This window comes from Streptomyces physcomitrii (assembly GCF_012273655.1).
Taxonomy (GTDB): Bacteria; Actinomycetota; Actinomycetes; order Streptomycetales; family Streptomycetaceae; genus Streptomyces; species Streptomyces physcomitrii.
In genome coordinates this window covers 215,335-232,009 of sequence record NZ_JAAWWP010000003.1, presented here as the reverse complement: position 1 = coordinate 232,009, position 16,675 = coordinate 215,335, and the positions used below count along the sequence as shown (strand labels likewise).

11 protein-coding genes are annotated in these 16,675 nt (G+C 73.3%); 4 read left to right on the top strand and 7 right to left on the bottom strand.

From position 1 onward, the window contains the following. The first annotated feature begins 47 nt into the window (after positions 1-47). On the top strand, positions 48-293 hold the full coding sequence (locus HFV08_RS06855; RefSeq protein WP_168536846.1) for a DUF5988 family protein: 246 nt from the start codon (positions 48-50) through the stop codon (positions 291-293). 59 nt (positions 294-352) lie between these two features. On the opposite strand, the gene HFV08_RS06850 is transcribed toward HFV08_RS06855, so the two are convergent. The 3 genes from HFV08_RS06850 to HFV08_RS06840 all read right to left on the bottom strand — a co-directional run bounded on the left by HFV08_RS06850 (position 353) and on the right by HFV08_RS06840 (position 4,506). Further along, positions 353-718, bottom strand: coding sequence for a PH domain-containing protein (locus HFV08_RS06850; RefSeq protein WP_168536844.1), 366 nt, complete (start codon positions 716-718; stop codon positions 353-355). Positions 719-753: 35 nt separating this feature from the next. Beyond that, positions 754-1,782, bottom strand: coding sequence for an EamA family transporter RarD (gene rarD, locus HFV08_RS06845; protein WP_168536842.1), 1,029 nt, complete (start codon positions 1,780-1,782; stop codon positions 754-756). A gap of 204 nt (positions 1,783-1,986) precedes the next feature. Continuing rightward, positions 1,987-4,506, bottom strand: a complete 2,520-nt coding sequence (locus HFV08_RS06840; protein ID WP_312885433.1) for a tetratricopeptide repeat protein — start codon at positions 4,504-4,506, stop codon at positions 1,987-1,989. Positions 4,507-4,856: 350 nt separating this feature from the next. On the opposite strand from HFV08_RS06840, the gene HFV08_RS06835 reads away from it, so the two are divergent. After that, positions 4,857-8,135: an AfsR/SARP family transcriptional regulator gene (locus HFV08_RS06835; protein ID WP_312885432.1), complete on the top strand. Its 3,279-nt coding sequence runs from the start codon at positions 4,857-4,859 to the stop codon at positions 8,133-8,135. 511 nt (positions 8,136-8,646) lie between these two features. Here the strand turns inward: HFV08_RS06835 and HFV08_RS06830 are convergent. Next, complete coding sequence (locus tag HFV08_RS06830; protein ID WP_168536838.1) at positions 8,647-9,219, bottom strand: hypothetical protein; 573 nt, start codon at positions 9,217-9,219, stop codon at positions 8,647-8,649. Continuing rightward, entirely contained in the window at positions 9,216-10,466 is a 1,251-nt protein-coding gene (locus tag HFV08_RS06825) for a hypothetical protein (protein ID WP_210429940.1), read from the bottom strand. The genes HFV08_RS06830 and HFV08_RS06825 overlap by 4 nt, the downstream gene beginning before the upstream one ends. 684 nt (positions 10,467-11,150) lie before the next feature. Here HFV08_RS06825 and cbiE point away from each other — a divergent pair. Together cbiE and cobM are read left to right on the top strand one after the other, a co-directional pair. Next, the gene (cbiE, locus tag HFV08_RS06820) at positions 11,151-12,623 is read left to right on the top strand and encodes a precorrin-6y C5,15-methyltransferase (decarboxylating) subunit CbiE (protein WP_312885431.1); all 1,473 of its coding nucleotides are present in this window, start codon (positions 11,151-11,153) and stop codon (positions 12,621-12,623) included. Further along, positions 12,620-13,369: a precorrin-4 C(11)-methyltransferase gene (cobM, locus tag HFV08_RS06815; RefSeq protein WP_168536836.1), complete on the top strand. Its 750-nt coding sequence runs from the start codon at positions 12,620-12,622 to the stop codon at positions 13,367-13,369. The genes cbiE and cobM overlap by 4 nt, the downstream gene beginning before the upstream one ends. A gap of 143 nt (positions 13,370-13,512) precedes the next feature. On the opposite strand, the gene HFV08_RS06810 is transcribed toward cobM, so the two are convergent. Then, positions 13,513-15,267: a hydrogenase maturation protein gene (locus tag HFV08_RS06810; protein WP_168536834.1), complete on the bottom strand. Its 1,755-nt coding sequence runs from the start codon at positions 15,265-15,267 to the stop codon at positions 13,513-13,515. 204 nt (positions 15,268-15,471) lie between these two features. Continuing rightward, positions 15,472-16,458, bottom strand: a complete 987-nt coding sequence (locus HFV08_RS06805; protein ID WP_168536832.1) for an aminoglycoside phosphotransferase family protein — start codon at positions 16,456-16,458, stop codon at positions 15,472-15,474. Positions 16,459-16,675 lie beyond the last annotated feature (217 nt).

Here is a 16,675-nt window from a genome sequence, read left to right as displayed (position 1 = left end):
CCCGGCCCCCACATGCGTACGCCTCCGGCCCCGGAGACACTGAGGGCATGGCTGGACAGACTGGAGAGACCGGGAGCGGCGGCCGGGGAAGGGCCGGCAAGGCGGTCCTCGACGGCGGTCCCGCGGAGCTGGACGCGCGGGTGGTCGAGGTCGCCCCCGAGGGCGGGCGGGATCTGAAGATCCGGCACCGCGGCGGCTACGAGCACTTCAGGGAGACGTCGAGGCAGGAGGCCTCGTCCGAGGGGCAGCTGCCCGTCTACGAGTGGTGGGAGCGCACGGAGATCGCGGAGTAGCCGCGGCGGCGGCCGACCCGGTGCGAAGCCGGTTGCCGCCGCGCCGCGAACGTCCCTGACTACCGCGCCACGAACTGGGTCAGGATCGCCTGCACCTGGTAGATGTCGACGCCCTTGGTGAAGGTCTTCTGGATCGGTGTGGTGCTGCTGGAGATCCAGATCTTCAGCTCGGCGTCGAGGTCGAAGTGGCCCGCGGTCTCCACCGAGAAGTGACTGATGGAGCGGTAGGGAATGGAGTGGTACTCGACCTTCTTGCCGGTCATGCCCTGCTTGTCGACGAGGATCAGGCGGCGGTCGGTGAAGAGGAGGGTGTCGCGGATCAACTGGTAGGCGCCGTAGATCTGTTCACCCTGGCCGAGGAGGCGGGCGTACTCCTGCGCGGCCTTGCCCGGGTCGACGGTGTGCGCGTTTCCGAACAGTGCCATGGTGCGGTCCCCACCTCGTGAAAATTGCCGGTTCTTCAGACCTTATCCCGGTCGGCGGACGGCTTCGCCTCCTGCTCCCGGGGCCCTTCCGGGGCGGGATCCTCCGGCTGGAGCGCGGCCTTGGGGAGGCCGCTGTCCTGGAGGGCCAGCTCCCGGGCCAGCTGCTCCACCCGGGCCCGGTTGCCGCGGGCGGTGCGCAGCGCGTCCCAGGTGAGGACCACCAGCGCCAGCCAGACGAGCCCGAACCCGGCCCAGCGCTCGGGCGGCATCTCCTCGTGGAAGTAGAGGATGCCGAGCAGGAACTGCAGGACCGGCGCCAGGTACTGGAGCAGGCCGAGGGTGGACAGCGGCACCCGGATCGCGGCGGCGCCGAAGCACACCAGCGGGACGGCGGTGACGAGTCCGGTGCAGGCGAGCAGCACGGCGTGGCCCGGGCCCTCGGTGTGGAAGGTCACCTCGCCCCGGGAGCCGAGCCAGAAGAGGTAGCCGAGCGCGGGCAGGAAGAGGACCGCGGTCTCCGCGGCGAGCGATTCCAGTCCGCCGAGCCCGGCCTTCTTCTTGACGAAACCGTACGCCGCGAAGGAGAAGGCGAGGACCAGGGAGATCCACGGCGGCCTGCCGTAGCCGACCGTGAGCACCAGGACGGCCGCGAAGCCGGTGCCGACCGCCACCCACTGCGCGGGCCGCAGACGTTCCTTGAGAAGGAGGACACCCAGGGCAATTGTCACAAGTGGGTTGATGAAGTAGCCGAGCGAGGCCTCGACCACATGGCCGGAGTTGACCGCCCAGATGTAGATGCCCCAGTTCACGGAGATGGTGGCCGCGCCGATCGTCACCAGGCCGAGCGTGCGCGGCGCCCGCAGCAGCTCACCGGCCCAGGCCCAGCGCCGCAGCGCGAGCAGGCCCGCCGCCACCACGACCAGCGACCAGGTCATCCGGTGGGCGAGGATCTCGGTCGCCCCGGCGGGTTCGAGGACCGGCCAGAACAGGGGGACGAGCCCCCACAGCACATAGGCCGCGATCCCGTTCACCAGCCCGACCCGCTGCTCGCCCTTCGCCCGCACGGCCCCTCCTCGGCTCACCGGCGCCCCACCCTCCGGCGGAGGACGCGCCCCGCTCGACGGTAACGGCGCCGGAGGCGGCTGTCATGTGTGTTCCGCATTATGGTCGTGACGGGACACGGGACACGGGACACGGGACACGGGACACGGGACACGGGACACGGGACACGGGGGCTCCCGGCGGCGGGTTCGGTGGCGCGCGTGCCCTCAGCCGCCGCTGGGGGGAAACCGGGGGTCCGCCCGGAGCCGGGCCGCGTCCTTCGGGCTGGTGGTGTCGAAGAGTGCGGCGGCCCGTACGAGATGCTCCGCGGCGGCGCCCGGCTCGCCCAGTTCGGTCAGGCTCAGGCCGAGCATCTCCAGGGCCCTGGCCTGCCAGTGCAGGGCGCCGGACTCCTCGAACACCCCCAGCGCGCCCCGGAGTTCGGCCAGACCCGCGCCGTCCCGCTCCGCACGCACCCGCGCCCGGCCGAGGAAGGCGCGGGCCCGCGCGACATTGTGCGCGTCGTCGACCGAGGCCAGCGTCCGCCGCGACTCCTCGAAGCGGGCGACGGCGCGGTCGGCGTCCCCGTCGGCCAGCGCGACCTCGCCCTGGAGGGTGAGGACCAGGCCGACCCCCCGGAGATAGCCGCACTCCTCCCAGAGGGCGCGGGCCTCGCGCAGGTACTCCGCGGCCTGCTCCAGCCGCCCGGCCTCGTAGCAGCAGGTCCCGAGTCCGAGCAGCGACTGGCCCGCGTCGCGCACATCGCCCGCGGCCCGGGCCGCTTCGAGGGCCTCCTCGTGCCAGGCCAGCGCCTCGTCCGGTTTCCCGGCCGCGCTCAGTCCGATGGCGCCCGAGGTGAGCAGCTGCCGGAAGGCGGGCGCGCTGCCGTCGAGGCGCGCGGCGTCCCGGCCGATCTCATGGGCCTCGATCCACAGGTCGTAGTGGCGGACGTTCAGGAAGTACGGCCACATCGCGTCGACCAGCTGCCAGGCGCAGGCGTGCCAGCCGCGGGCGACGGACTCCCGTAGGCAGGCGACGAGTTCGAGCCGGTGAGCCTCCAGCCAGGCCAGTGCCTGCCGCTCGCCGTCGAAGCGGGGGAGGGCCTCCGGCTCGCACGGGTACGCGTAGGTGCGGGGCAGGACCGCCTGGGCGGGCGTCAGCAGCCGCTGGGCGGTGGAGGCGGCGGCCAGGTGCCAGTCCACCGCGCGGCGGACGGTCCCGGTGCGCGACTCCGCCGGGTCGAGCCGTTCCGCGGTCTCGCGCGCATGGGCCCGTACCAGGTCGTGGAACCGGTAGCGGCCCAACTCGTCGTCCTCGACCAGATTGGCCTCCATGAGTTCGTCGAGCACTTCCTCGCTCTGATGTGCCGTCAGCTCGCTTGTGCAGGCGATGAGTTGACTGTCATAAGTGAGGAGCGGGAGTGCGCCGAGGCGGCGGTAGAGGAGCGCGGCGTCCTGACCGAGGGCGTCGTAGGACGCGTCGAGCGCGTTCCGCACGGGGTGGACTCCTTCTGCGTGGAGGGCGGTGAGCGGCCCGGACTCATGGGCGAGTGCCTCGGCCAGTACGCGGATGGGCTGGCGGGGCCGGGAGGCGAGCCGCGCCGAGGCGAGGGAGACGGCGAGCGGCAGCCCGGCGCACAGGTCCACCACCCGCTGGGCGGCCTCGGGTTCGCGGGCGACGCGCTCCCCGCCGATCACCCGGCTGAGCAGCGCGTGCCCCGCCTCGGCGGCCAGCGGCCGCAGTACGTGGGAGCGGGCGCCGTCGACCAGGAGCCCGGTCAGCCGCTGGCGGCTGGTCACCACGACCACGCTGCCCGTGCCGCCCGGTATCAGCGGCCTGGCCTGCGCCGCGGTGAGCGCGTTGTCGAGCAGCAGGGCGAGCCGTCGGCCCGCGGTCATCGAACGCCACAGCGAGATCTGCTCGGCCTCCCCCGCGGGAACCGAGGCGGCCCCGAGGGAGCGCAGCAGGAGGCCGAGGGCCACGGTCGGCGGCAGCGCGCCCTGGAGCGTGTCGCCCCGCAGATCCACGTACAACTGCCCGTCGGGACAAGCCTGTTCACCTATCGCCCGCAGCCACGCGGTGGCGAGCGAGGTCTTGCCGACCCCGGCGGGCCCGCTGAGGACCAGCAGCAGCGGGGCGTCCGGCAGGGGAGCGGCCAGCAGCCGGTCGAAGAGGCCCATGTCCTCGGCCCGTCCGGTGAAGTGCGAGGTGGTGGGCGGCAGTTGGCGGGGCGCGATCGCCTCGCGCGCGGCGGACCCGGCCGCCTGCGGCGCCGCGTGGACGTGCACGCTGTGCAGATGCACGGGCCCGGTGATCCGCCCCGCCTGCACCACGGGGCCGTACTGCTGCGAGTCGCCGGTGAGGGTGTTGTGGACTTGGCTCGGGGGTGGGGCGTCGGCGGGCTGCGGGGTATCCCTCGACTCACGGGCGCCATGGCCGGGTTCCGGCGGCGGGGCCTCATCCTCCCCTGTGGGTAGGGGAGTTGGACCGGTGCGGCGGATCAGGTCCCCGAGCCGCTGCTCGGTTGCGGGGTGCCGCGCCGCCGTGGCGAGCAGCGCCGCCGCGAAGGCAGCCGGGATGCCGCTGTCGGGAGCGGACCTGGCCCGCGTCCATAACTCCCCTATGGCCGCGTCCGGTTGGGTGCGGTCGAGGTCGGCGGCGAGTTCGCCGAGCCCGGCCCGTGCCTCTCCGGTCCCGTCCGGCGGCGGGGCTCCGTCCGGGCCGAGGCCGTCCAGGGCCCGTGACACCAGTCCCAGAACCTCGCGAAGACTGACCGGTTGCATGCGTCCCCCCGGATCGGCAGTGCCCTCTGTGTGGTGCTGACGTCAACGCGTGCGAAACAGGAGCCGGTGCTCTCTCTGACTCTTCCCCTCAACCCGGTCCTTTACATGATCGGCTACGACAATACTGGTCGGGCTCGCGAAGAAACTCGGCCACCGGGCGCACGCAATACGGCAGCGAACGGCTCCTTCTCGCGCCGTGCCGTCTGGTAACCGCCCCCGGGCCCGTGGCATGCTCGTCAATTCCTTAACAACAGCCGTATCTGCACTGCGACTTCAACTGACCGCCCGCCTCACGGGATCACGGATCATGGGGAGTGACGCCGGTGGAACTCTTACTGCTTGGGCCAGTCGAGCTGAGTGCGGCCGGGGCGACCCACTCGTTCAGCGCGGGGAAAGAGGAGCGGCTCGTCGTGAGCCTCGCCCTCAATATCGGGCGGCTGCTCACCGTCGACACCCTGATCGACCGGCTCTGGGACGGTGATCCTCCCGACCACGCCCGCTCCAGTGTGCATAGCCATGTCTCGCGCCTGCGAAGGAAGTTGAAAGAGGCGGGAGCGCCCCCGGGAGCGCAGCCGCTCATCCGCCGCAATCATGCGTACGGATTAGAGGAATCGTTCATCTCCGTCGATTACCTCGGATTCCGCGGACTCATCGAGCAGGCGCGCACCGCGGCCTCCCGGGGCGAGGACGAGCGCGTGGTCGAGCTGCTGAGCACGGCGCGCGCCCTGTGGCGCGGTGAGGCGCTGGCCGGGATGGACGGCCTCTGGCCGAAGCGGGTGCGGCGCGAGTTCGCGGAGAAGCACGCCGACGCCGTACTGACCCAGAGCGCCGCCTGCCTGCGCCTCGGCCGCTACCCCGATCTCATCCCCGACCTCACGGAACTGACCCAGCAGGAGCCGGAGGACGAAGTCCTCGGTCTCCAGCTGATGTTGAGCCTCTACGGAGCGGGCCGCTACTCCGACGCGATGCGCGTCCACCAGCGCATCAGCAGCGTCCTGCGCAGCCAGCACGGCACCCCGCCCGGCCCGCGCCTCGCCCGCCTGCACGAGGACATGCTGCGGCGCAGGCCGGTGGAGGAGCTGGTACGGGAGTGCTTGGGGGAGCGGGGTGCGGCGGGGGGCCCGAGAGGCGCGGAGACGGTTCGGTGGGAGGCACCCCTGCCCGGGGAGCACGAGGCGCGCACGCCGGCTCCTTCCCGGGACCCGGCCGCCCGGTCCATCCTCCGGGACAGGCCGAGGGCGCTGCCGCCCTATGCGCGCGTGATCGGCCGCAGCCGTGAACTGGACGCGATCACAGGCGAGTTGAGCGAGGTCGGGAACGCCGGGGGCACCGTGGTGGTGACCGGCACCGCGGGGGTGGGCAAGTCGGCGCTCGCGGTGCAGGCGGCGCGCGTCCTGGCCGAGCGGTACCCGGACGGCGAGCTGTACCTCAACCTCCGTACCTACTCGGGATCCCAGCCGCCGCTGGACCCCGAGGAGGCCCTCGCCACCCTGCTGCGCATGCTGCTCGGCCATGAGCACCCCGTCCCGCTCACGCTCGCCGAACTCACCGCGACCTGGCGCTCCTCGCTCGCTCGGCTGCGCTGTGTGGTGGTCCTGGACGACGCCAAGGACGCCGCACACATCGGCTCGCTGCTCCCGGGGGACTCCACCTCGCTGATGCTGGTCACCAGCCGCCGCCGGATCGGCGGGCTCCCGCGGGCGCTCAACGTGGCCCTGGAGCTCCTGGAACCGCAGGACGCCATCGCGATGTTCCGGGAGATCGTCGGCCCCGAGCGCACCCAGGACATCGCCGTGGTCGCCCGGATCGTGCGCCTCTGCGGCTATCTGCCGCTGGCGATCGACATTGTCGGGCACCGCCTCCGCGGCCGGCCTGCCTGGAACCTCGGCGCCCTCAGCGAACGCCTGGAGCGCCATCCGGGGCGGCTGCACGAACTCCGCGACTCGGACCGCCAGGTGGAACGCGCCCTCGCCATGTCCTACGAGGCCCTCACGCCCACCGAGCAGTCGGCCTTCCGCCTCCTGAGCCTGCACCCCGGCGCCGAGTTCTCGCTCGGTGCGGCGGCGGCCCTGCTGGACCGCGCGGAACCGCAGGCGGAGCCCCTCGTGGACGAACTCCTCACCACCCACCTGCTGCAGGAGACCGAGGCGGACCGGTACCACTACCTGGATCTGCTGGGGGAGTTCGCCCGCTCGCTGGTCCAGCGGCACGACTCCGCCGAGGAGCAGGAAGCCGCGATGCTCCGCCTGCTGGCCTTCTACGGAAGGGCAGTTGCCCAGGCGGACCTGAGCGCCCATCCGCACACCTGGCGCCCCCCGGCCGACCCGTACTCCCCGACCGGCCGACCCGGGCCCCTGCCCTTCGCCACCACCGCCCAGGCGGCCCGGACCTGGCTCCGGAAGGAGCGTGGCACCCTCCTCGCCCTGGTCCAGTACGCGCGGACGCGGGGCGACACCGACACCGCCGTCTTCCTCGCCCAGCATCTCTTCGCCTCGCTCGACGAGGACGGCCGCTGGGGCGAGGCCCGCGCCCTCGCCGAACTGAGCGCGGACCACTGGCGGGCGCGCGGCCGCACCGCCCCGCTCTGCCGCGCGCTGCTGATACTGAGCGGTGCGCTGATGCAGCTCAGCGATTACCCGCGGGCGCGGAGAACCGCCGAGGAAGTGCTTTCCCTCTCCCGTGCCCAGGGGATCAGCGTGGCCGAGGGCGAAGCCTTGAGAATTCTCGGGGTCCTGCAATGGCACCAGGGCGCCTTCGCCCCGGCGATCGAATTCTTCGAGGCCGCGCTGCCCATCAAGAAGGCGACGGGAACCGCGATCGAGGCGGCGAGATTGCTCAACAACATCGCCATCTCGTCAAACTATCTCGGGCGGTACGAGGAGGCTCTCAGCTCTTTGGGAGCCGCCATCGAGGAATTCCGTCGCGCGGGGGACACGAAAGCGGTGGGGTCGGCCCTGAGCAATAAGGCGACTTTCCACATGGACCGTGAGGACAACGAACTGGCCCGGGAATGCCTGGAAGAAGCGATACCGCTTCTGGAATCTTCGGGGAATCTATACGAAAGCGCCACCGCGCGCGCGAACATGGCAGATCTGCTGGTGAAATCCGGGGAGCCCTCGAAGGCCCTCCCGGTATATCGGGAGAGCCTGGCGATACACCGGGAATCGGGCGACCAGAAGAGCCAGGTGAACTGTCTGAACGGCCTGGGCGCGGCCTACCACGCCCTGGAGCGCCATGAGGAGGCGCTCGACCAGTACCACGCCTCGATCCGCTTGGCCCAGGATCTGGGGGCCACCCATGACGAGATCGTCGCCCGGATCGGTGCGGGGCGGACGATGCATTCCCTGGGCCGGGTTTCCGACGCGTTCGACATGTTGGCCTCCGCTGTCGCTCTCGCACGCCGGGTCGGAGAGGCCGACGAACAGGTGCGGGCGCTCGCGCATTTCGTCCGTTTCCTGCGGGCGGAGAATAATATGCGTGAGGCATATGCCAGAGTCATAGGAGCCCTTGATGTACTGGGAAGTCGCACTCATCCGGATCGAGAATACTTGCTGCGGGTGCGCAGAGAGTTACGTCAAGTGAGCACCGAGTGAGTCGCCGGGATTCGCCACTCCCCGCCACCTCGGGGGCGTTACCGACGGCGTGAGTCGGCATGATAAGAATTCGCTCCGAGCAGTTCGATCTATGCTTTTCTGGAGCGAGAGTTGCCGAACCGTGGGGTGCGCATTTCCCGGACGGTCGTCCTTTTCCCTTTCCTCGTGGCGGGTGTGGTGTCCGGGTCGCCGACGGAGGGCCGAATACCGTACGCCTCCGAGCAGAGCCTCGGTGGCCCGTCCGGTGCGGGGCGCGTGGAGGATGTCTCGTGGCGTTTCTCTGTCGATGTGGCTGCTGCGGAGGGGGTGCCCGCCCGGAGGGTGGTGGCCTCGGCCTGCATTCCGATGTTCAAGAAGTCCGGGACGGGCGGCGCGGCGGCGGCGATGACAGAGGAAGGCATTTTGAGGTGTCCATGTAAGGAATGGAGGCGGGTCGCGTAGCTGCCGACCCGCCTCTTTCGCGAATTCTCCGCGTGGCTCGCGCTGCAGATCGCGTGCCCCATCCGCTCCCTCACTCCAGCAGCGTGACTCTCTCCCTTCCTTGCAGACGCCGCCCGGTGGTCAGCCAGCCGTGCAGGCAGGACGGAAGCAGCAGTCGCGCCGTCGCCGACGTGAACGACCCGCCGTCGAGGCGGAGTTCATGCAGCGACAGCCCTCCTCGGCCCCTCCCGGTGTTCCGGACGGCGACTGCCCACCCGTGCCTCGCGGGGGCCGTCGCCAGCAGGCAGCCGGGGTGGTCGCGCAGCAGCCGTCCTGCCGAACTACGTGCCTGATCAATGGAGTTGACCTCCAGCAGCGCCAGTACGTCGGCCTGGGCAAGGCCGTCCAGGTCGACGCGGGCGTGAGGCCCGGGCGCGGTGACGGAGAGATGGATGTCGAGGGGGGCGTCCGACTCCGGTAGGGCCCGCTCCCACGGCTCGCTCCGGGTAGGGCCCGGCCGGGTGAGCGTCGCGACCAGCCCGAACCCGTCCACGCGGGCCCCGAGAGCCCTGAGGCCGTGCGCTTCCGCCTCCCGTACGAGGGCCCGCACCCGCCCGTCCGGCACCCCCTCCCCCAGCAGATGCACCGCCACGAACCCGCTCACGCCGACACCTCCCAAGCCGCCCCCGGGGCGCCCGGTCCCGACCACTCCGGCGGGCGTACCGGCAGTGGCAGGCGGGCCGTGGGGGGTTCGTGGGCGGGCTGGCCGAGGCCCAGGGCGAGGTAGAGGACGCGGCGCATGCGGCGGGCGAACTCGCCCGGGCAGGAGGTCAGCCGGGCCGCGATCGCCGCGTACTCCTCGCGCCGGTACTGCGAGGCGGCGTAGGCCAGTTGCTCGGGGAGCGGGGCCGATCCCGTCAGGGCGGGGGCCGTTGCCGCGAGGGTGGCGGCGGGGGAATCCGGGTTGATCTCCCGCTCCGGTGAACTCGCCAGCAGGATGGGCGCGTCGGTGAGCGTGGCGTAGACGGACAGGCTGCCGTGATCGCCCAGCAGGTGATCGGCGGCGACCAGCAGGCTCCGCCATTCCGTCTCCGGGGGAAGTACGGCGATGCCGCGCCGCACGCAGGCCGCGAGCCAGGCGGACACCTGGTAACGCCCGTGCCAGGCGAAGACGTTGGGGTGGAGCAGCACCGCGGTGCGGAAGCGGTCCTTCGGGAGTTCGGTGGCGAGCCGGGGGAGCAGGGTCTCCGCCTTGGCGAAGGCAGAGTGCGGGCCCCAGGTGGAGAGGAAGAGGACCAGCTTCTCCTCGGCGCGCAGTCCCAGGGCCTCGCGGTAGGCGGCGCGGTGCGGGAGGCTCGCCGTGACCCGGTCGCACACCGGGTCCCCGACCACCCGCGTGATCGGCAGAGCCTCCGGGCAGCTGCGGGCCAGACCCCGCAGCTCCTCGGTGTGCGGGACGGTGAGCGCGGCCGGCAGGGTGGCCCCGTCCGGCATCACGTCCTTCCTGCGCAGCCCCGGGATTCCGTCCTCCTCCGGCCCGAGGCCGCTGATCCGCTTCACGTACCCGGCGCCGTGCGACAGGGCCACCAGCGGGGCGTCCACCTCGCTCACCCCGCGCGGCCCCGCGGCCAGTGCCAGGTCGAAGCGCTCCCGGGTCGCCTGCTCCCAGGGCACCACCGCACTGCCCAACTCGCGCAGGGCGTGCGGCACTTCGCCGCCGAAGACATGCGGCGGCGCGGTGAAGAGCACCTGCACCCGGAAGTCGCCCTCGAACAGGGCCAGTACATCGCGCATCCGCTTGAGGTAGGTGAGGGAGTGGACGATGGCGAGTACGCGCTTCTGCCCGGGGAGGGTGAGCCACTGACGGCCCCCCGGGCTCCCCTCACCGGCTGACGAGTGAGATCGGTTCATGTCCCCCGTGTCCCTTCTCTGAAGTACCGCTTGACGGAGGCCTGTTGGCCCCCGTGCCTGGCGGGCGCCCCCCGTTTTCGGGCGCCGGTGAAGGGACTGTCACCGCGCGCCCGCACAGAGCCCGTATGAGGAACTGTCAGAAACCTTGCACGGAACCTGCGTCGAGGCGCCGACCTCGGTCGTGCGCCCCCGCCCGGGGTGTTCCGCCGCCCCGCGTCGGCGAGGGCGGGGGCGTGCCGAGCGCGGCCTTCCGCCGAGGCGGGGTGGGGGCGGTGAGGCGGGAGGGGACGCTGCGGTGGGCGGTGGCCGTACCGGGCGGTCCGCTTGCAGGAGGCGTATGCCCTTGTCAGGTGAGGTGTCTGCCTTCGGGGACCTTGCACCGCCGGGGATTTCGCGTACGGGCGCACGGGTGGCAATGGGAGCACTTCGGGCGTGCGGGGTCGCGCGGTACGGGCGGCGGGCGTGATCCGGTGGAGGAGCGGGGAGGGCGGGGCGCGCCGCCGCTCGGGAAGCGAGCCGGTCCCGCCCCCGGCGCCGGGCTCGGCGTCCCGCCCGCCCGGGACCGAAAACCGACTGGCCAGTAAAGTGCGGTTGCCCGCCCTTTGCCCTTCCTGCCCCGCTGACCCGCCCGTTTCTCTTTCTTCTCCCGCTTCCCCTCTCCCGTCTTCTTCGAGGTGCCCCGCAGTGACTCCCTCAGTTCCTTCCGTGCCGGTGGTGACCGTGGCCGGGATCGGGGCCGACGGCTGGGAAGGGCTGCCGGGGGCGGCGCGGGCGGCGCTGCTGGACGCCGAGGTGCTGCTCGGCGGGGCGCGGCAGCTGGCCCTGCTGCCGCCGGAGTGCCGAGGGGAACGGGTGGCCTGGCCCTCGCCGCTGCGGCCCGCGGTGCCGGGGCTGCTCGCACGGTATGCGGGGCGCCGGGTCGCCGTACTGGCCAGTGGGGACCCGCTGTTCTACGGGATCGGGCGGACGCTGGCCGAGGTGCTGGGGGCGGAGGCGGTCGCGGCCGGGGCGCTGCGGGTGCTGCCGCATCCCTCCTCGGTGTCCTATGCCTGCGCCCGGCTCGGCTGGGCGGTGGAGGAGACCGCGACGGTCACCCTCGTGGGGCGCCCGCTCGCGGGGCTCGCCGCCGCGCTGCACCCCGGGCGGCGGCTGCTCGTCCTGAGCGCGGGGGCGGCGACCCCGGCCGAGGTGGCCGCGCTGCTGCGGGACCGCGGCTTCGGGCCGAGCCGGATGCGGGTCATGGAGCAGCTCGGGGGCGAGAAGGAACGTACCGGGCCGGAGCGTATGGCCCAGGACTGGGCGGAGCCGCTCGGGGATCCGCTCAATCTGGTGGCCGTGGAGTGCCGCAGGGCGGCGGAAGCGCTGCCGCTCGGTGCGGTGCCGGGGCTGCCGGACGCGGCGTACGCGCACGACGGGCAGCTCACCAAGCGCCATGTGCGCGCCGCCACGCTGGCCGTCCTCGCGCCCGAACCCGGCGAACTGCTCTGGGACATCGGCGGCGGCTCGGGCTCGATCGGCATCGAGTGGATGCGTACGCATCCCTCCTGCCGCGCCGTCTGCGTCGAACGCGACCCGGCCCGCGCCGAGCGCATCCGCGCCAACGCCGAGCAGCTCGGTGTCCCAGGGCTCCAGGTCGTGACCGGTGCCGCACCTCAGGCGCTTGCCCAACTCCCGTTCCCCGACGCGGTCTTCATCGGCGGCGGTCTCACCGCTCCCGGGCTGCTCGACGCCTGCTGGCAGGCGCTGCCGCCCGGCGCCCGCCTGGTCGCCAACACGGTCACCCTGGAGTCGGAGGCCCTGCTCACCGAGTGCTACCGGCGGCACGGCGGCGACCTCGTGCGGCTGGCCGTCGCGCACGCCGCGCCGGTGGGCGGCTTCACCGGCTGGCGGCAGGCGATGCCGGTGACGCAGTGGTCGGTACGCAAGCCTTCGGCGCCGCCCGGTTCCGCGTCCTCCACCCCCGGTGTCCGTCCCGGGGTGGAGAACCCGCCCGTACCGGAGGTGGAGAACCCGCCCCCGCCCAGCGAGGAGCCGCCCCCGCCCAGCGAGGAGCCGCCCGGATGCAGCACCTCGGAGCCCTCCACCCCCGACTCGGCCTCCACCTCCTCCGCCCTTGACTCGACCTCGACCTCGACCCCTCCGGGAGCAGGCGCATGACCGTGTACTTCATCGGCGCGGGGCCCGGCGCCGCCGATCTGATCACCCTGCGCGGCGCCCGCACCCTCGCCGCCTGCCGGGTCTGCCTGTACGCCGGCAGCCTCGTCCCGCGCGAACTCCTCGCCGAGTGCCCGCCGGGCGCCCGGCTGGTGGACACCGCGCGGCTCGACCTGGACGAGATCACCGCCGAACTGGTCCGCGCGCACGCCGAGGGCCACGACGTGGCGCGGCTGCACTCGGGCGACCCCTCCGTCTTCAGCGCGATGGCCGAGCAGATGCGGCGACTGGACGCGGCAGAGATCCCGTACGAGGTGGTGCCCGGGGTGCCCGCCTTCGCCGCCGCTGCTGCCGCGCTGGGGCGGGAGCTGACGGTGCCCACGGTGGGCCAGACGGTCATCCTCACACGGGTCGCCCAGCAGGCCACGGCGATGCCGGAGGGGGAGGACCTGGCCACCCTCGGCCGCAGCGGCGCCCTGCTTGTCCTGCATCTGGCGGCGCGGTACGTGGACCGGGTGGTCGCCGAACTGGAGCCGCACTACGGGGCCGACTGCCCGGCCGCCGTCGTCGCGATGGCCAGCCGCCCCGAGGAGCTGGTGCTGCGCGGCACGCTGGCCGGCATCGCGGCCCAGGTGAAGGAGGCGGGGGTGGTCCGTACCGCCGTGATCATGGTCGGCCGCACCCTGGGCGCCGAACAGTTCGGGGACAGCTACCTCTACTCACCGGACCGGTCCCGGCACGACTGCTGAGCCGCGACCCCTGGCATTCAGGGACGCGGGGATTCAGGGATGTGGGTACTCGGGGATCCGGGGATCGTTGAACGATCCTCTCACTCACCCCGCACCCCGCACCCGGCATCCCGCACCCGGCATCCCACCCCCCGGCAGCCCCCTCACCCCACCGGCGCCGCCACCCGCAGTGCCCCCGGAAGCGCCATCGGCCCCGTGCCCGAACCGGCCAGCGGGCGCGGGCTCCCCGTACCCGGTGTCCTGTGGACGAAGTCCGTGCGCAGGGCGTGGTACGGGGCCTCCGGGTCGAAGAAGGTGCGGCGCATGTGCTCCAGTTCCTCGCGGCGGTAGTCCGCGAGGGGGCGGGCGGTCTCGTCGCGCTGCCGGGCCGCGGCCTTCTCGCTGATCCTGCGGTGCAGGTCGAGGGAGCCGGCCAGGGCGGTGGCCAACTGCTCGACCTCGTGGGGGAAGTCCTCGGGGGCGACGGGGAAGAGCCGGTCGGCGAGGCCCAGGCGCAGGGCGCTCACCGCGGTGACCGGTTCCGCCCGCTCCATCAGCTCGGCCGCCATGGCGGGGCCGACCCGGCGCGGCAGCGTGTACGTCCAGAACTCGGAGCCGTACAGGCCCATCCGGCGGTAGTGCGGGTTGAGGACGGCGCCGCCGCGGCACCAGACCTCGTCGGCGGCGAGGGCGAGCAGGGCGCCACCGGCGGCGGCGTTCCCGCCGAGGGCGGCGACGACCATCCGGTCGGTGGTCCGCAGGATCGCCTCGACCAGGTCGTCCATGGCGTTGACGTTGGCCCAGGACTCCTGGCCGGGGTCGGCGGCGTGCTCGATGACGCCCAGGTGGATGCCGTTGGAGAAGAAGTCGCGGGGCGCGCCGAGGACCAGGACCTCGGTGGGCCGGGTGAGGGCGAACCGGTAGGCGGCGAGCAGGCGGCGGCAGTGCGCGGTGCTCATCGCGCCGCCGGGGAAGCCGAACCAGAGGTAGCCGATGGTGCCGTCCTGCCGGTAGCGGATGTCCGACCAGGTGCGGCGGTGGGCGGGCAGTTCCAGGGCGGCGGGCATCGGCGGCAGCGCGTCGGCCGCCTCACCGAGGGCGAGGGCGGCCGGGAGCTTGAAGGTCCGCGGGCCGCCGGGCATCCGCCGGGCCCGCAGTTCGGGGATCCACACCGCCCCGTCGACCGTGGCCCGGCACACCGCCCCGGCGCGGGTAGCGAGGAGTTCGCCGGGTTCGCCGCGCAGCCGGTCCTCGGGCCATCCACCGTGCAGATAGAACTCCTCGCCGTGCAGCGCGTCGAGGACCCCGGGCCGGGAGTCGGCGGTGCGCAGCTTGCGCACGACGGTCCCGGTCGGGTCGGCGGACCAGTCGATGCGGCGCTGGGCCTGCCGGAACCCGTCGCGCCAGACGACCTGCACGGAATCCGCGCCCGCCCCGCTCTGCGGCTGCGGCTGGTGGCCGCCGGAGGCGAAGCGCTCCACGGAGAGCAGCACGGCGCGTACCGCGGCGTCGGAGGCCTCGCCCCGGTACAGGTCGCTCTTGGCGACCGGCGGCACGTCGAAGGGCACCTCGGCCCAGACGTCCCCGGCGTCCAGCTCGGCCCCGGCCTGGAGGACGGTGACGCCCCACCGCCGGGCCCCGGTGTGCAGCGCCCAGTCGAGCGCCGAGGGGCCGCGGTCGCCGAGCGGCCCCGGGTGGACGATCAGGCAGGGGCAGGCGGACCAGATGTCCTCGGGCAGGGGGGTGCGCAGCATCGGGGCGACGATCAGCTGGGGCGCCGTCTCCCGGACGGCCGCGCGTACCGCCTCCTCGCCGTGCGAGGCGAGGACGACGTCCACCCGGTGGCCGTGGTCGGTGAGTTCCGCGTACATCCGCTGGCAGAGACTGTTGAAGGCGCTGGCGACGAGCAGGACAAACATGGGACCGCTTTCCGGGGCCGGCACACCGGGCCGGTAACCCCCGGCCCGGCGAAGGACATCGACGGATCGTCACACCAATGCGGCCGGGCCGCGCGGCAGGCTGGCCGGATGCGCCGGTATTTCCGCCGGTCGGGCGAGGACGGTGCGGCCGGGCGGGGGAACGGCCGCGGTGTGCCGGGCCGGGGCGGGGGCCTCGCGGTCCGGTCAGGCTTCCCCGGACCCGCAGTACCCGGACTCCGCCAGCACCGCCCGGATCACGTGCCGGGCGTTCTCCGCCATCGCCGGGTTCCCGGTGCGGTGGTGGGGCAGCGAGATCAGGGCCTGGGAGAGGGTGCGGGCCCGGCCGCGGACCCAGGTCGCCTCGTCGGCGCCGAGGGTCTCGCGGAAGACCTCGCGGGCCCCGGCGGGCAGCAGGTTCCACGCCGGGAACAGGTCGCAGGCCGGGTCGCCCCGCCCCGCGCAGCCGAAGTCGATCACCGCGGTCAGCCGTCCGTCCGCCACCAGGAGGTTGCCCGGCATCAGGTCGGCGTGCAGCCAGACCGGCTCCCCCGCCGGGCCGGGCGCGCGCAGCGCCTCCTGCCAGACGGCGGTCACGGCCGCGCGGTCCACGCCCTCTTCGGGCAGCCCACGCAGCGCCTCGATCGCGGCCCGGGTCTCGCCGTCGAGCGAGGCCAGCGGCCCGCCGCGATACGCCGCCGGTGCCCCCGGCAGCTCCACCCGCCGCATCGCCGCCACGAACTCCCCCAGCTCGTGGGCCAGTTGTACGGCTCCGCCCGGCGCCCCCGTCCCGGGATGCCGCCCCGGCAGCCACCGGTGGACCGACCACGGCCAGGGATATCCCTCGGCGGGCTCCCCGGCGTCCACCACCTCGGGCACGGCCACGGGCAGCAGCGGCGCGAGGCGCGGCAGCCACTCCTGCTCCCGGAGCACGTCCTCGGCGCCGTCCGCCCGCAGCGGCAGCCGTACGACCAGGTCGGGGCCGAGCCGGAACATCGCGTTGACCGTGCCGCCGGACGGCACCCGCTCCACCGGGAGCCCCGCCCACCGCGGGAACCGCCCGGCGATCAGCCGCCGGACGAGGGCCTCGTCGAGGGGCGGGGTGCCGGAGTCCGGCGAACTCCCGCTGTGCGCAGGGGAGTTAGCGAGGGTGTCCGCGGGGGAGTGCGCGGGGGTCCGCCTGGGGGTGCTCATGGGGTGCCATCCGACCGCCGGAGGGCGGGCGCGGTCAACGGGATTCCGGGCGGGGCGGGTTCAGGGGGCCGGTCTCCGAGGCTCCACCCGGGCCGAGGCCGCCGAGGCTGTCGAGGCCGCCGATGTCGCCGAATCCACCGGGTCCACTGAGCCCGCCGGTCCCGTCCAGCCCACCGGTCCTGTCCAGCCCACCGGTCCTGTCCAGCCCGCCGGTCCC

Bases quoted from the DNA above. Each gene is read 5' to 3' on its own strand.
- HFV08_RS06855 (WP_168536846.1), top strand. From the start codon at position 48: ATGGCTGGACAGACTGGAGAGACCGGGAGCGGCGGCCGGGGAAGGGCC.
- HFV08_RS06805 (WP_168536832.1), bottom strand. From the start codon at position 16,458: ATGAGCACCCCCAGGCGGACCCCCGCGCACTCCCCCGCGGACACCCTC.
- cobM (WP_168536836.1), top strand. From the start codon at position 12,620: ATGACCGTGTACTTCATCGGCGCGGGGCCCGGCGCCGCCGATCTGATC.
- HFV08_RS06810 (WP_168536834.1), bottom strand. From the start codon at position 15,267: ATGTTTGTCCTGCTCGTCGCCAGCGCCTTCAACAGTCTCTGCCAGCGG.
- HFV08_RS06850 (WP_168536844.1), bottom strand. From the start codon at position 718: ATGGCACTGTTCGGAAACGCGCACACCGTCGACCCGGGCAAGGCCGCG.
- HFV08_RS06825 (WP_210429940.1), bottom strand. From the start codon at position 10,466: ATGAACCGATCTCACTCGTCAGCCGGTGAGGGGAGCCCGGGGGGCCGT.